The following is a 16684-nucleotide window of genomic DNA, read 5'->3' on the forward strand; positions in this document are numbered from 1 at the left end:
TTATTGATTTTTAATCAATTATGTTTTTTGTCGTGTACTAAACAATTTCTTTTATAATATCTGAAGGTTAAACAGTTCTATTTAGATTGAATTTTGAGGTTGTGCGACGAGTACTGCTGTTAGCGATTTTGGTTTTTCAAACTTTGGTTGACATTTCTCGATAATTTCATAAATTTGTCAACCAAATTTTATCGCTATGAAAGAAATAGTTTCACAGAAAATTAAAAATGCAAGAGCATTGAAGGGCTTTTCACAACAAGAATTAGCCGATTTGGTTGGCGTTTCAAAACAAATGATTAGTAAATATGAAAAAGGCGAATCTATTCCATCTAGTTCTACTCTTTTAAAGTTAGGTAAATCTTTGAACGTTAAAATAGATTATTTTTTTAAGCCTAGTAAAATAGAATTAGGGGTTTTGAATTTTAGAAAGAAAAGTTCTTTTTCGATAAAAAAACAAGAATCTCTCGAACAAAGAATCAAATTAAATCTTGAAAACTATCTAGAGATTGAAGAGTTGCTACAAATTGATTATTCTTTTCCAAATATTATTGGACTGGAAAATATTCAAAATATTGATGATATTGAGAGAATCGTTTTGTTGTTAAGAACTGAATGGGAAATTGGATTAGATCCTATTCATAATATCATTCAGTTATTAGAAGATAAAGAGATAAAAGTCGTAGAGTTATTTGATGTAGATGATACTTTTGATGGTGTTGCAACTTTTGTTAATGATAAGTTTCCTGTTATTGTTGTAAACGGAAACTTCCCAGTTGAAAGAAAGCGATTTACTGTGTTACACGAACTCGGACATTTATTATTGAATCTTCCAGATTGCAGCCTTAAAGATCAGGAAAACTATTGCAATAAGTTTGCAGCTGAATTTCTGTTTCCAAAAAAACTTGTACTGAAAGAATTTGGAGTGAAAAGAGATGTCATTTCGTTAAATGAATTGATTGGAGTTCAGGAAAAATATGGGATAAGTATTCAGGCTATTGTTCACAGATTAGTTGATAGTGGTATTTTTACCGACAACAAAAAAATTGAATTCTACAAAAAATTAAATTTTGACCCAAGCTTAAAAAAGGAAGTTAATTTGGAGCGGTTTCAAACTCCTGAAAAATCAAATAGATTCGAGCAACTCGTCTACAGAGCTTTATCTCAAGAAATGATATCGATTAGTAAAGCCTCATCTTTATTGAATCGAAATATAAACTTACTTATTGAGAATTCATTGCTGTGATTTCTGATGAGAGTTATTATCAATGATGCCAATATATTGATTGATCTAGTTCAATTAGATTTGATGAATGAATTCATTAAATTGGAAATGGAATTGAAGACAACCGATTTTGTTTATGAAGAACTTAATGAAGAACAAAAGAATATCATTGACTACTATAAAGATTCAGGCGACATTGAAATAATCGAAACAAATGATATTGAGGACTATAATAGAATTTTAAATATATTGAAACATAGCTCTGGTCTCAGTTTTGAAGATTGTTCGGTTTGGCATTATGCTGAAAAGTTACAAGGAATTTTACTATCTGGCGATGCAAGATTGAGAAAACAAGCTTTAGCTAACGGAATCTCAGTTCGAGGAATTTTATACGTATTTGATCAATTGCTATTAACAAACTTAATTACGTTTGATTTGGCAATTAACAAACTTGAACAGTTATACGAATTCAATCCTAGATTGCCAATAAATGCAAAAAATGAACGACTTTTAAGATGGAAGTCTGGAAAGCACGTAAACTAGCTTACCACTCAACAAAATTCCCACATATTTACCAATCTCCAAAACCACCTTAAATAATTTAATAACATCTCGTTATACCAATTAAATTCTGCATACTTTTCTACATTAAATCGCACACTCGCTTCGCTTTTCATCTTTTATGAGTGTACGTTTTTTCCACTAAACGTCAGTAACGCTTTTCCTAGCCCCGGTTGCAGCGAAAAGCGCGCAAAGCCCAAGAAGACTATTTTGCCGAAAGCTGTGGCGACCAACGGAAGCCGCGAGCTGCACGTGCAAAATACCTTCTTGGGCTGCGTACTTGTAGCGAAAAACGGGATTAGCTTCTAAAAACTAATCCTTTTCTTTTAATGTAAATTCTTGACTTCTTGTTGTTTAGCTACTGTGGCAAAGTCGGTTGTGAGGCGGGTGGCGTAGTCGTCCAGTAAATGCATCACGCGGTCGCGGTCTTTAGATTTAACAATCAGGCCGGCGTGGTACTCCAACGGTACGCGGAAACAAACCTCTGGGTCGTTAAAAGCACTCAAATCGGGATGCTCGTATTTAGAAAGCGTGAGTACGATGCCCGCATACTCCTTTTTCACCTTTGGTAATTTGTACGTGTGCCCTTTTGCCAAAGCATCTTCAATAGCCGCCCATTCGGCCCACAAATTAATGTCCGACGCTGCTGCTACCATTTCGGCTAAGTGCGCTCCACCTACTCTACTCGACGTCTCGAGGAAATACACCTTGCCGTCGTCGTTGCATTTAATGTACTCCGAATGCGCCGCACCGTGCTTCAATCCGAATCCTTTTATTACTTGCTCGTTGCAGGCTTTGATCGCCATATCGTCTTCGGAACCGTACTCGATCACCGCCGAACGGAAAATGCCACCGCCCTGCGAGATTTCCATAGGTGTTGCCAAATATTTAGACGTGATGCTAAACAAAATCTTACCGTTTACTATCAAGCTGTCACAGTGATACACAGCACCCGGACGAAATTGCTCGACCAAATACTTGAAGCGGTTGTTGCCTAGCTCGTTGATGTTATTCCACAATTCTTCCTTGTTGTGCACCTTGATAATTCCGGATGCCGAAGCCTCCGAACGCGGTTTTAACACCCAAGGCGCCGCAACCGAATCGGCGAAATTATTGATTTCGTTATCGTTAAAAAGTGCCGAAAATTTAGGGTTTGAAATGCCACAACTCTTGGCACGCATACGCATGGCGAGCTTATCGCGGAAATATCTGCCGGTAGTTTGCCCCATACCGTCGATGCGTAAATTTTCGCGGATGTACGTCGCTTTTTCTACGTCGAAATCGTCGAGCGCTACCACAGCATCAATTTTTTCGTGCTTCATCAAATTACTGATTCCCAACAACAAATGCTCCAAATTCCAATCGACATCCTGACCGGGCATATAAAAAACCTCATCGATATACTCGAACGGCCACGGCTTGTTGTTTAACTTTTCTGAAGTGATGAGAAAAACTTTATTGTTTAGCTTCTTCAGGTTTATTAGAAAATCGGATCCTTTAAAGTAATTTGAGATACAAACGAAGGTTTTGGCTGTGTTTTCCATCTGTTAGTGATTTTCAATAAATGTACTTAATAAATTAACTCCGAAGGCCGTAGCGTGTTTAAATTTTGCAAATTCGCTATCGCCAAAGGCCACACCGGCTATATCTAAATGCGCCCAAGCTTCGTGCTTATCGGTAAAGTATTCGAGGAATTTTGCAGCCGTTATCGCGCCGGCAATCGGTTTTCCGCTGTAGTTGCGCACATCGGCAATATCGCTGCTGATGTCTGGGTCGTAAGCGCTCCACAAAGGCAACGGCCAGAGTTTTTCGCCCACTTGGTTTCCAGCGCTTCGCAACGCAAATTCTAAATCAACGTTATTGGTAAACAGCGCACCGCATTCGTACCCAAAAGTAGCCACGCTGCTGCCGGTTAAGGTTGCAATATCTACAATAACGTCGGGTTTGTGCTTAGCAATGAGGTATGCAAGCGCATCGGCAAGTATGAGTCGGCCTTCCGCGTCGGTATCGATAATTTCGATTGTTTTTTTATTGAAGGCTTCGATAACAGCCGACGGTTTTAGCGAAGCTGCATCTACTGCATTTTCACACAGCGGAACCACCGCTGTAACGCGCTTTTTCGAATCGGATTTTGCCAAATAGTGCATCGTGGCAACCACGGCCGCGGCGCCAGCCATATCCGACTTCATGAATTGCATGCCTGCTGTTTTGATGTTGAGTCCGCCGGTATCGAAGGTTACGCCTTTACCAACCAACGCATAATGTTTGCCTTCGGCTTCCGGATTGAGTTCGAGCACGAGCAATCGCGCGTCGTTTTTACTTCCTTGTCCCACTGCTAGTAAAGCGCCCATACCTAATTCCTGCAAGGCGTTTTTGTCGAGAACCGTGGCTTGAAACTGGGTTTCGTTTGCCAAATCGGTACCCGCTTTTGCCATATACTCGGGCGTTACGACATTTGGTGGTAAATCAACCCATTGCATGCATTGCAACTGCGCATCTGCCAAGATTAACGCTTTTTGTAGAAAGGCTTCTTCCGATTTGTAATTATTTATGGTGAGTGCAAAATCAGAATTCGTAATCGGATGTGGCTTTTCGTTTTTGAAATGCCCTATTTTGTAGGTTCCGAGTTTGAGTCCGGAAACGAGCGCTGAAACGAGCTGCGGTTCGAGTCCATTTGGTAAATCAATCAAAACCGCTTTGTTGAAAAACTCGGGGTATTTATGTGCCGCACGACGGAACATGGTTACGACCGATTTGTAATCAGGTGTTTTTCCTAAACCGATGAATAAGTGAACGTTATCGTATTTTTCGATGGCGTAAATTTCGTTAGCTTTTCCGTAAAAAACTTTCGACGGTACGCTAACGCCGTAAAATTCGATGGGCACTAAATGGTTCGGACCCGTTTCAAAGACCGGAATGATAAAGTTTCCAGAAAAAGACGGAATATCGTGTTGAAAAGAGAGTTTCATAATTTATTTTTTTTGGAAAAAGAGCCATTCAATTGCCTTTGGAAACTCGTCGCTCCAATACGTTTCGTTGTGTTTTCCGTGGTGATTGATACTGAGTTGTATTTGTACTTTTTCGGACAATTGTTTGGATTGCAATAAATTGCGTTTGAACTGCGTGACGTGTTTTACCATGGTTTCCGACTCGTCGCCGCCCGCATACAGATAAATCTTGGTACTGCCTTGTAGAGCAAGATCTTCTTCATCGATTTTCAGCTTGGGAACTACCCACAGCGAAGGCGAAAAAATCATGAGTTTTCCGTACACTTCCGGATACAACAATCCGCTGAATAAACTGACTAATCCACCCATAGAACTGCCGCCAATACCTGTGTGCTCGCGTTCGGTTAGTGTGCGGTAGCGCTTGTCAACGAAAGGTTTTAGCGTATCTGTTATAAAACGAATGTACTTCTTACCTTGGCCAACGCCCAAAACAGTATTTCCAACGTTGTATTCTTTAATACGGTCGGCTTCGGCGTGTTCTACGGCAATGACAATAATTTTTCCGATTTTGTATTCCGACATAACCGCCAATTTCTTGTCGATTTCCCAATTGCCGAATCCGCTACTTTCGTTGAACAGATTCTGTGCATCTTGCAGATAAAGAACCGGATAACGCTCGTCGGTTTGGTCGTAATCATGTGGTAAAAGCGCCCAAACTTTACGTTTTTTGTTGAGTTGCGGCATTTCAAACTCATCGGAAATGAGTTGCACCTGCGGCAAGAAATTTGGTTTAAATGGCAACCAATTTTTACGCCATTTCGCAACGTGTTCGCGGCGAACGCCTTTTAAATCGGGACAAACGCGATTTTCGGTTCGGTTTCCAAAACGATCAATTTCCACTTCACTCCAATCGCCTTTGGTAAACTTGTACTGTAAAGGCTCGGGAAAAGTAAAGTCGGTTGGAAAAGTAAAATGATACAAACCGTTTTCGAGTCGCTCCATTTCGTAATTCGAATCTTGCGTGTCCCAATTATTGAAATTTCCTGCGATATAAACCGGCCTAAAGTCGTCTTCATCTGTTGTCAAAATGATATTCAAACGCGGTTCCACGATGGCTTGGTTGTCTGACTGATTCACTTTTGATACTATCGATTCCATTAATGTGTACGATTCTCGTTTAATTGGCTTGTACGCACGATTGCAAACTGCCTTTTGATTTCATTTCAAATTGAATCTGCCTTTGTACAGTACTGAAAAACGAAATGGCCCGTTTTAAAGCCGCATCAATAGCGTGTGTGCAACAACGAAATTTGAAATGTTACTCTTACAAATATTACAGATTTTTTTAACGTTGACAAGCAAAAAGCGCCTCAACTACAGAGTTTTTTTAAACAAATGGTTACGATAACGTTTTCTTACGGCGATTGCGATCGCTGCACTTTTTAAAATCGAGTGGTTTATTTTAAAAACTTAAGAAAAGAAGCCACCGATTCGCCGTCGTAACTGCCGCGCGATTTGAGAATCCGACCGTCGGGAGCCACCAAAACCAAGTACGGAAAAAAGCCGTCTTTGTTGTATTTCTCCACCATCCGCAATCGTGCTGCCAACTCTTGCTCGCTGATGCTGTGCTTATCGGTTTCGAAATCGTATTTAAACAAGATGTAGCGCGAAGCAACTTCCTGCTTGAAATACTCCGATTGAAACACGCGTTGTTCCAACAAATCGCAGGTTTCGCAGTGATCGCGAACCGTAAATACTAAAAGAATTTCTTTTCGCTGACTTTTAGAATCGGCAAAGGCTTTCTCTAAGTTTCGTTCCCAAGTTTGGGCAAAACTCACTTGCGTGGAAAGGAAAAGTGCGGCAATAAATAGCAAACGTATCATGACAAACCGCGATATTTTCTGAGGAACCACTCGGCGCCCAACAACAAGCCCGACACCAATAAACACCAGAATAAATCGATCCAAGATGTCGATTTAGAAGTTTCTTTCTGAACGGCTTTAAACTGCTTGTCGTTTAGCAATTTATCGATCAATGCAGGAGTTTGATTAGCAAGAAAAACACCGCCCGACGTTTGTGTAGCGAGTTCCGACATTTTTGTGAAATCGGCATTTACAAATTGGCGTTCCACATCGTAGTCCAAAACTTCAAAATATCCCGAAGCCGCACCGCCACCGGTGTAAGTCACGGTAAATCGATACTTTCCGGGCGATAGGTTATCAAAAGTCGATTTATACACACTCTCACCTCGCGGCATTTCCACTTTACGCGTTTTGTTGGTGGCAATTTGCGTAAGAGATAAAATGAGTTCCGCCTCGCGATCAAACTCAAAGTTTTTATTGAACGCCTGTGCGGTAATTTCCACAGCAGTGCCCGAATTGTAAAACTTCTCGTAATCGAGCAACAAACGACTCTTCTTCTGATTAGCCGTCAGGTATTGAATGGTTTTGTCAATCAACAAATCGAAAGCTTCGAAATTGCGATTTTGAGCGTAATCTGCCAAGCGCCATTTCCAGCTGTCTTCGCCGAAAAGAAAGGCCAATCGGCGACCTTTTGCTTCCGCGAAAGCGAACATGTCGACACCTGTTTCAATGTTGTTAATTCGAGAACTAAACAAAACCGAACGATTCTGACTCGGACTAATCGTGCCATACGGATTCTGCAACGGCGACCACGAATCAACATTTATTGGCTCTTGCGCAAACAAGGTGAAATCGGTTTTTTGTGAAGGTCGGTAATCCTCGGTTTGTGCCGACATCTTAAAGTTGTAAACCGATTGCCACGTGTTTAATAAGGGGAAATCGGTCGACATGCCCGTAATGAAGAAAATACCTTGATTGTCGTTTTCGAGCTTCGTCCACAATTTCTTAAAATTTTGGTTCGGCTGGTATAAAATATAGGCATTGTAAGTTTTTTCTTCTAAAGCCTCGTAAGGTTTTAGAATAGTAACTTTACGTTGCGCATTGGTTTCGATGGCGCGCTTTAATGCTCCTAAATCCGGATGATTAACCGTGGAAACAATCGCAATTTCAGCACGCTGGTCAACGATTTCAACCGCAAAAACCTGATTATTGTTGTATTTATTTTTTTCGGAAATCGACGTTTGATACACCGCCGTGTACACTTTCGAACCAATTTTATCGGCTTGCAACAAACCTGAAACCGTTTTTACATCGGTTCCAGCGTTAAAATCGACGTTTTGCGAAAACACCACCTTCGCTCCTTCTTTTATCTGCAATACACCGCTACTTGCTTTTTTGCCTGTGTACTGCACAAAACATTCGAACGGAAACTGATTGCCTTTAAATGCAAACTTGTTTACGTTGATTTTTGCAATCTTAGCATCGGTTTGTTTGAGCGTATCGCCTGCAACGACACTGAAAACAGGTTGCGATTTTCCAAAACTGTAAACAAAATCCGATCCGCCAGTTTGGTTCCCGTCGCTAACCAAAACAGTTGCGCGACTTTTACCGCGGAACAAATTCTGCAAGCCAGACGCTGCTTCGTGTAAGTTTGAACTTTTTCCCGAGAAATCGAAAGCAGTCGTATCTTTCAAAGCTTCGTCGATCGTAAACAAGCGCAATTCAAACTTGTCGTTTAAGGCGTTATTGTTTTGCAAAGACGCAACAGTTTGCTGAACTTGATTTTCAGCGTTTAAATATTTAATGGACAACGAATTATCAGCAACTACTGCAAGTATTGGTTTCTTTACTTCAAGCGTTGTTCGATTAAACCGCGGATTGATGATTGCGAGAATGATGAAAAATATTCCGAGAAATCGCAACCAAAAAAGCAATTTGTAATAGCGGGATCGGTCGGTAGATTGGTAAAAATACTGATACCATGCCAGACCGAAAGCTGCGCCTGCGCCGATAAGAATACTGACAACCGTCAATACGTCCATAATAAAATTGGGAATAATTAGGTTAGCATACCGCCGTCGACGTTAAGAACCTGGCCCGTTACGTAGGCACTCATATCCGAAGCGAGGAACAAACACGCGTTGGCTACGTCTTCGGTGCTTCCGCCGCGCTTCAACGGAATCGATTCGGCCCAGCCTTTAACTACTTCTTCGTTCAATTTCGCGGTCATTTCGGTTTCGATAAAACCTGGAGCAATGGCGTTGCAACGAATGTTTCGCGAACCCAATTCCAAAGCAACCGATTTCGTGAAACCAATCACTCCCGCTTTCGAGGCTGCGTAATTGGTTTGTCCGGCGTTACCTTTCACACCAACAACCGAACTCATATTAATAATAGAACCCGAACGTTGTTTTAACATGGTTTTCTGAACGGCTTTGGTCATGTTAAAAACCGACTTCAAATTCACTTCAATTACTTGATCGAAATCGGCTTCCGACATACGCATCAAAAGGTTGTCTTTAGTGATTCCGGCGTTGTTAATAAGCACATCAATAGAAGGAAAATCTTGTAAAACTTGATCAACGAAAGCTTGTGCAGCATCGAATTTTGAGGCATCCGATTGGTAAGCTTTTACAGTTACGCCTTCAGCAGCTAATTTTGCAGCCAATTCTTCGGCAGCGGCCGCCGAGGAGCTGTACGTAAATGCAATGTTTGCGCCGTGTTTTGCAAAAACTTCGGCAATTCCTTTTCCAATTCCGCGACTTGCGCCAGTAATAATCACAGTTTTTCCTTCAAGTAATTTCATAGTAACAATTAGCTTCTAATAAACGAACGCCAAATATAACAATATTGGCACGTAATCGAAGTTTCGGCTTTCTTAATTTGTTGGAAAAAGGATTTTCGATTGGCCACAGGTTCTAAGCATACAAAACGAATAATTTGGGCACTTCCTGCCGCGCGAAAATAGTGGAAGTTTGGTTGCGGCAGGTCGGGCTTTCCACTACAAGGCGCGCCACCCAAAAGCGTTTCAGCTATGTGTTGCAGTGGCTTCCGTTGGTCGCCACTACTTCACTTGCTTCAATCCCTTTTGGGTGTCACGGCTTTCCGTTGCAATCCCTAGTGCAGGGGAAATTCACTAGAACGTATCGTATTACTTTAGCTTTATCTTTTCAGGACTCTGTCTGTTTGAAAAAAATGCGATATTTTCAACTTGTTCGTTTGATAATCTGTAGTAAAGTGTGTTGTATTTTAAAATGATGACTCGACGAATGCCTTTCTTAGATTCTGATTCTTGAAACAAGTATGGATTTTGAGAAATTAGAACTAATATTTCTTCAATATTTGTTGCTAAATTTCTTAATTCCGTCTCTGACCAATTTTCCCCTAAGTATCTGATTGTCTGTTCTAGTTCTTTTAAAGAGAAATCAGTCTACAGGATTTTATAACCACTTCTTATACACCTTTCTTGCGCTTGAATGCGGATTTAACTTACCCGAATTAGCATCTTGGATTCCGTTTTCAATGGCTTTTTTCTCAGTTTCTGAAATAGTATGCCACCAGTCGGTGGTTTCTGTTTTTCTCAATTCCACTATTTTTTCGATAATAGAAACATCTTCAACGGATGAAAGCCATTGTATTAACTCCAATTTTTTACTTTGAAAGCTTTGCTCAAGTTTCATGGCTATTTTAATTAAGAAATTTAAAAGTACGAATTAATTCAATTGTTTTTTAAAATCGATGTAAACACAAAGCAATGTTTGATTACAAGGCAGATTTGTTTTGGGATACTATCAGGAAAGCGGAAAAATCAAACGACACAGGCTGCCGTTTATCTGTTTAGCGTGGTAGTTGTTCCTTTCCCTAGCTTTTTGATTTTACAATTTGTTCATTTCTAGCGTTCTGACAAAAAAATTAATCGAGTTCAGGTTTTAAAGACCGTATTTTGCATTACCATTCCTTTTGAAGTAGCATTCTAAAACACCAGCAAGTTCAGCCTCAGCTAATTTTGACCAAAATATTTCTTTGATAGCCATTCCCGCAAATTGGTAATTACTTTCGCATTAGCTGATAATTCTTCCCGTTTGATTGAACTAGCTGTATTTTTGTTGCTGCGTACCGAGAGTTATCGGGAAAAATGAAAAACGCGAATTGCCGCCCAAAAGAACAGCTTTCGCGTTAATTGAAATGTTTTTATACAGTCTTTATTTTGGAGTAACTCCCAGCTTGGCTGCTTCGCGTCGAGCAATCGGAATTTGTTGCTGGATATTCGCAATTCGTGTACTGTTCGAGGGGTGTGTGCTCATGAACTCCGCAGGCTCTTTCCCTCCCGATTGTGCCGCCATACGTTGCCAAAACGGAACAGCCACATCTGGATTGTAACCCGCTATGGTCATTAAAATGAGTCCGATTTCATCAGCTTCAGTTTCGTGACTTCTCGAAAACGGAAGCAATGCACCAAACTGTGCACCGGCACCATAAGCCTGCATGGCTAAGGCCTGTGTTTGTTCTGACTTCCCTCCCACGGCCGCTCCAACTAAACCAGCGCCAAGCTCCGCCAAAACACCGCCACTCATACGCTGCTGACCGTGATTTAAAAGTGCGTGCGCCACTTCGTGTCCCATAACTACAGCAATTCCAGCTTCATCTTTGGTTATTGGAAGAATTCCGGTATAAAATGCAATTTTGCCTCCTGGCATACACCAAGCGTTAACTTCCTTGCTTTCAATTAATTTGTACTCCCAGCGGTAGTCTTTCAAGGCTGCACTCTGCCCTCGTGCCGCAAGCAACTTCTCTGCTGCTGCGCGAATTTTGTTTCCTACCAACTCAACGCGTTTCGCATCGGCTGTACCTGCAACCACTTTATTGGTTTTCAAAAAATCGTTGTATTGCTGAAAAGCAGAAGGCAAAATGGCCGAGTTATCTACTAAAGCGAGTGTCTTTTTTCCCGTAACTGGGTTCGTAGCACAAGCTAAAGCAAGAAGTAGAAATAGTACCGCTGGAATTATTGACTTATTTTTCATTTCTATATTTTTCGCAAAGTTAATTCTATTGATAAAGCCTTCCTTTTATAATTTGTAGAAAAACTTTTGCTCAAATCTTTTTTTCCGAACTTTATTTCTTAAGTCCCTTTGCAGCAATATGCAGTTCAGTAAAATCTTTATCGACCAGCAATTCGTTCTTTCCTACTAAAACATCTTTCAAGTTCACCTCTTCATTGTCGATTTGAACCTTACCGATTTCAAAAGGCAGGCCGTAAAAACGAACGCGGTATTTGTTGTAATCAGTGACGAATTTTCCTTCTTTGTGCTGAAGAATGGCTACTTCTTTTTCCTTTCCGCGGAAGCTAAAAGTTGAATGACTGTAACGTCCTTTGTTGTAATCGTAGCCGTCTTGTGCATCCTCGTACAAAGTCGATTTTTCTTTACCTTCTTTGTAATACACTTCCAAACTAATTTCTTCAAACTTCTTCTCGCCTACGTACTGCTGAATCGGATAATTCGGAATGATAGCACCTTCTTTAATAAAAATCGGAATTTCGTGATACGCTGTGCTTACCCAAAGTTCTTTTCCGCCGCAAATCCATTCGTTGGTCCAGTAATTATACCAGTTTCCGCGTGGCAAGTACATGCGTCGGCCTTGGGCGTTTGGCTCTAAAATCGGACAAACGAGAATCTGATTTCCAAACAAAAATTCGTCGGTTCGGTAATGTGTTTGGATATCTTCCTGATCGAAGTACACCAACGGTTTTAACATCGGAACACCGTCGTTTACATAATCCCAAAACATGGTGTAGAGATAGGGCAGTAATTTATAACGAAGCTCCACGAATTTACGTGTGATATCAATTACTTCGGCATCGAACGACCATGGTTCTTGTTCGCCATGATCGCCGGAAGAATGCGTACGACAAAACGGATGGAACACGCCTAATTGAATCCAACGTGCGTACAACTCACCGCTTGGTTGTTCTGCGAAACCGCCAATATCGGAACCGGTAAAGCCCATTCCTGAAATCGACATCCGTTGCATTTGAATATTGGCAATCCACAGATGCTCCCAACTTGCAACGTTATCGCCAGTCCACGACGAAGTATAACGCTGTGCACCTGAATACGCCGAACGTGTAATAATAAACGGACGTTTCGGATACGCAAATCGCTTCACACCTTCATAGGTTGCGCGCGCCATTTGAGTTCCATAGATGTTGTGTGCTTTTCGGTGGCTGCACGGATTTCCGTCGTAATCGTGGCGCACATCCATAGGGAATGTTTTGCCGGGAACTTCCATTACGGCAGGTTCGTTCATATCGTTCCAAACTCCTTTTACACCAATGTCGGCAATCAATTCTTTAAATAAACCAGCCCACCATTCGCGTACTTCCGGGTTTGTATAGTCAGGGAAATTACATTCGCCAGGCCACACTTTTCCTTTCATGTACGGACCGTCGGCACGTTTGCAGAAGTAATCTTTTTCTAGCGCTTCTTTATACACCCAATAGTTCGGGTCGATTTTAATTCCAGGATCAATGATTACAACGGTTTTAAATCCGTCTTCAGCCAATTCGGCAACCATGCGTTTTGGATCTGGAAAATACTCCTTATTCCAAGTAAAACAACGGAAACCTTCCATGTAATCGATGTCCAAATAAATACCGTCGCAAGGAATACGCAATTCACGAAATTTAGAAGTGATTTCCTTCACTTTACTTTCTGGATAATAACTCCATTTACATTGGTGGTAACCGAGTGTCCACATAGGCGGCATTTCCGGTTTTCCCGTCAGATGCGTGTAGGTTGTAACTACGTCGGCCATATCCGGACCATAAATAAAGTAGTAGTTCATTTCGCCACCTTCAGCCCAAAAACTGGTAATATTTCTGCGTTCGTGTGCAAAATCGAAGCACGTACGGAAGGTGTTGTCAAAGAAAATTCCGTAGGCTTTTTTGTTGTGTAAACCGATATAAAACGGAACTACTTTATATAGCGGTTCTTGATCTTTATGAAACGCGTACTGATCCATCGCCCAGTTTTCGACGCGCTTTCCTTTTAGATTCGAATGCGAAGCCTTATCGCCCATGCCGTAATAGCTTTCGCCTTCGTGAGAAATTTTGCTCATTTTAACGATGTTTCCACCAAAGTGATAATTCTCTTCCCAGTGAAAACCCGATTCGTCTTCTAGAATAATGTTTCCGTTTAAATCGAAAATCGCCACACGCAAGTCGGCTTTTCGAATCATACAAACCACCTTATTGGTTTTGATTTGATACACGTCGGTTCCTTCGGTAAGTTCTAAAAAGTTGTAACCGTGCGACTGTGTTTTATCAATGGCGTACGAAAAATCGTTGCTAAAATACCCTTTAGTTGTGTAGCGAAAGCGTAACAAACTGTCGCGTAGAACAGTTACTTTGAGAATTACGTTATTTCCTGTTGAAAAGAAGATAGAGTCGGCTTCTTGTTTTACTTCGAGCACTGCTGAAGGGTACTGATCGCCTTTGTATTCAAGTTCGGTATTGGTAATCATAGGTTACAATTGGTTTGGCAAATTTCCAAAAGTAAGATTTTATAGTCTGCCTAAAAAACCAGAAAGAAACTACAACGTTTTCGTATTGAAATGTTTTTTGAGACAACCGTTTTAATGTACTGCGGTTCTGCGATAAAAGAACGAAATATGACCGAAAACCAGCAAAAAGGAGCGGCACGCCTTCTTATTATAAGTGGTTTTGAGAAATCGTTCGGCTTTTCATCTTCCAATTTTAAATGAAACAAAGGTATTTTGAATTCAAAAATTTAATAATATTAATAAAATGACTCAAAAAAATTTTAATTTATAACTAAAAATACATTTTAATTTTACAATAAAAACATTAACCGGCATATTTGCAACAGATTTAAAGCAATAAAATTATGTGTGGAATATTAGCCGTATTAGGAAAAGGAAAAGACGAAAAACTAGTTGCACAACTGTCTAAACGGATGTCGCACCGCGGACCCGATGAAAGTGATATCCACGTAACCGACTCTGGGCATATCTTGGCCCATGAACGTTTGTCGATTATAGATTTACATTCAGGAAAACAACCCATTCAAGGTAGCGGTTCGGCTTGGATGATCCATAACGGCGAGATTTATAATTACCAACTGCTTAAGCAAGCGTACTTTGCCCACGATACGTTTAGAACGAAATCGGATTCTGAAATCATTGTGCGCTTGTACGAGAAATTCAAATACGATTTTGTAGACAAGCTAGACGGCGACTTTGCCTTTGTTGTTGTTGATGGCGATGATTTTATTGCGGGTCGCGATCCACTGGGCGTAAAACCCCTATATTACGGTGTCGACGAGCGCGGCAGAACCTATTTTGCTTCAGAAATGAAAGCAATTGCCGATCAGTGTAAAACATTTTCGACCTTCCCTCCTGGTCACTATTACACTCCAGAAACGGGTTTTGTGAAATACTACAAACCAAAATACGAAGATTTACAAAGTGAAGCCGTTCCTGTAGATTACACAGCCATTCGCGAAGGTTTAATTGCAGCTACTCAAAAACGATTAATGAGCGACGTGCCTATTGGTGTGCTGTTATCGGGAGGTTTAGACTCTTCCCTAACCTCGGCTATTGCAGCGCGTTTGCTTAAAAAACAGGGGAAAAAGTTAAAATCATTTTCAATCGGTCTCGATGCATCAGCCCCAGATGCCGCAGCAGCTCGCGACGTTGCTGCATTTCTCGGAACCGAACACCACGAAATCCACTTTACGATTGAGCAAGGAATTGCTATTCTTGAAAAGCTCATCTGGCATCTCGAAACCTACGATGTAACATCGATTCGCGCCAGTACGCCCATGTTTTTCTTATCAAAAGCCATTACAGACATGGGCGTAAAAGTGGTACTCTCTGGTGAAGGAGCCGACGAAGTTTTCGGAGGTTATTTGTATTTCCGAAACGCGCCAACTGCTGATGATTTTAGAAAAGAAACGGTAGAACGCGTACAAAAGTTGTTTACTGCCGACCTACTTCGCGCCGACAAATCGACCATGGCGCACGGATTGGAAGCGCGCGTTCCGTTCTTAGACAAGGCATTTTTAGATATTGCGATGCAGATTGATCCGGTAGAAAAGCAGCCAAAAACTTACGAAGGTCGCGAGAAATACATTTTACGTAAAGCGTTTGATACACCAGAAGATCCGTTTTTACCGGAATCGGTATTATGGCGACAAAAAGAGCAGTTTTCCGATGGTGTAGGCTACAGCTGGATCGATACGTTGATTGAATATTGTGCGTCGCAGGTAAGCGATTTGCAAATGGCAGAGGCCGAAAAATTGTTCCCATACAACACGCCGGCAACCAAGGAAGCGTATTTTTATCGCAGTATTTTCCACAAATTTTACCCACAGCAAAGCGCTGCGCAAACGGTTCGTAAATGGATTCCGAAATGGCAAGAAAACCAAGATCCAAGCGGACGTGCCAATGCTGCACACGTACATGCCGATGTGGAAATTGCAAAATCGATCGAACACGCATAGCGAATTTCAATTGAAAGATTAAAAGATTAAAAGATTGCGAGATTGAAGAAAATAAAAAGAAGCTAAAAAAGCTAAACAAGCTAAAAGAGTGAAAAGGTGAATTCTGATAGCTATTGAAAGGAGAAAAGAAAAACCAGCCCTCGACAAGCTTACGTACCAGCTTTTTTAGCGCACTGAAAACACTGAACCTCACAGAATTTTGCACAATAGGGTACCGTTGAGGAAAACACAGAACGTGTCAAACCACCAAACAATCGCACCAGCCTTCGACAAGCTCAGGCACCTACGATACGTGGGTTCGGGTCGGAACTTAAAACGTAAAATGCTGAACGTCAAGGATTCTATCCCGATAGCTGTCGGGACTAGCTTCTAAAAAAACCAGCATCGACTCGCTCGGGCTTCTACGATACGCGGGTTAGGTTGGGAACATGAAACGTAAAATGATGAACTCATCGAAGCCGTAATACTAACTACTCCAATCTTGATACTCAAACAGCTTTGCGTACTTTGCGCAAAGCTTTGCGTACTTTGCGGTTAGCCTTCGACAAGCTCAGGCACCAACCTTCGACA

General features: G+C 41.2%; 12 protein-coding genes. 3 read left to right on the forward strand and 9 right to left on the reverse strand.

Annotated elements, in window-relative coordinates:
• Nucleotides 1-196: 196 nt before the first annotated feature.
• Together CHX27_RS02370 and CHX27_RS02375 are read left to right on the forward strand one after the other, a co-directional pair.
• On the forward strand, nucleotides 197-1243 hold the full coding sequence (locus tag CHX27_RS02370; protein ID WP_094485165.1) for a helix-turn-helix domain-containing protein: 1047 nt from the start codon (nucleotides 197-199) through the stop codon (nucleotides 1241-1243).
• A gap of 63 nt (nucleotides 1244-1306) precedes the next feature.
• On the forward strand, nucleotides 1307-1765 hold the full coding sequence (locus tag CHX27_RS02375) for a hypothetical protein (RefSeq protein WP_243388942.1): 459 nt from the start codon (nucleotides 1307-1309) through the stop codon (nucleotides 1763-1765).
• Nucleotides 1766-2109: 344 nt separating this feature from the next.
• On the opposite strand, the gene CHX27_RS02380 is transcribed toward CHX27_RS02375, so the two are convergent.
• The 9 genes from CHX27_RS02380 to CHX27_RS02425 form a co-directional block, all read right to left on the reverse strand.
• Nucleotides 2110-3327, reverse strand: coding sequence for an ATP-grasp domain-containing protein (locus CHX27_RS02380; protein WP_094485167.1), 1218 nt, complete (start codon nucleotides 3325-3327; stop codon nucleotides 2110-2112).
• 3 nt (nucleotides 3328-3330) lie between these two features.
• Nucleotides 3331-4752, reverse strand: coding sequence for a leucyl aminopeptidase family protein (locus tag CHX27_RS02385; RefSeq protein ID WP_094485168.1), 1422 nt, complete (start codon nucleotides 4750-4752; stop codon nucleotides 3331-3333).
• Nucleotides 4753-4755: 3 nt separating this feature from the next.
• Complete coding sequence (locus CHX27_RS02390; RefSeq protein ID WP_094485169.1) at nucleotides 4756-5889, reverse strand: alpha/beta hydrolase; 1134 nt, start codon at nucleotides 5887-5889, stop codon at nucleotides 4756-4758.
• A gap of 299 nt (nucleotides 5890-6188) precedes the next feature.
• Nucleotides 6189-6614 carry a thioredoxin family protein gene (locus CHX27_RS02395; RefSeq protein WP_094485170.1) on the reverse strand — a complete coding sequence of 142 codons (426 nt, stop codon included), beginning with the start codon at nucleotides 6612-6614 and terminating at the stop codon, nucleotides 6189-6191.
• Nucleotides 6611-8635 (reverse strand): hypothetical protein, encoded by a 2025-nt coding sequence (locus CHX27_RS02400; RefSeq protein WP_094485171.1) that lies wholly within the window; start codon nucleotides 8633-8635, stop codon nucleotides 6611-6613. Before CHX27_RS02400 ends, CHX27_RS02395 begins: the two co-directional genes overlap by 4 nt.
• Nucleotides 8636-8652: 17 nt before the next feature.
• Nucleotides 8653-9399, reverse strand: a complete 747-nt coding sequence (gene fabG / locus CHX27_RS02405) for a 3-oxoacyl-[acyl-carrier-protein] reductase (RefSeq protein WP_094485172.1) — start codon at nucleotides 9397-9399, stop codon at nucleotides 8653-8655.
• Nucleotides 9400-10033: 634 nt separating this feature from the next.
• Nucleotides 10034-10273 (reverse strand): hypothetical protein, encoded by a 240-nt coding sequence (locus CHX27_RS02415; protein WP_094485173.1) that lies wholly within the window; start codon nucleotides 10271-10273, stop codon nucleotides 10034-10036.
• Between the two features lie 522 nt (nucleotides 10274-10795).
• Nucleotides 10796-11614, reverse strand: a complete 819-nt coding sequence (locus CHX27_RS02420) for a M48 family metallopeptidase (RefSeq protein WP_094485174.1) — start codon at nucleotides 11612-11614, stop codon at nucleotides 10796-10798.
• Between the two features lie 91 nt (nucleotides 11615-11705).
• Nucleotides 11706-14114 carry a glycoside hydrolase family 31 protein gene (locus CHX27_RS02425; RefSeq protein ID WP_094485175.1) on the reverse strand — a complete coding sequence of 803 codons (2409 nt, stop codon included), beginning with the start codon at nucleotides 14112-14114 and terminating at the stop codon, nucleotides 11706-11708.
• 383 nt (nucleotides 14115-14497) lie between these two features.
• Between CHX27_RS02425 and asnB the strand changes: the two genes are divergently transcribed.
• On the forward strand, nucleotides 14498-16114 hold the full coding sequence (gene asnB, locus CHX27_RS02430) for an asparagine synthase B (protein ID WP_094485176.1): 1617 nt from the start codon (nucleotides 14498-14500) through the stop codon (nucleotides 16112-16114).
• Nucleotides 16115-16684: the final 570 nt, after the last annotated feature.

This window comes from Flavobacterium aurantiibacter (assembly GCF_002251775.1).
Lineage (GTDB): Bacteria > Bacteroidota > Bacteroidia > Flavobacteriales > Flavobacteriaceae > Flavobacterium > Flavobacterium aurantiibacter.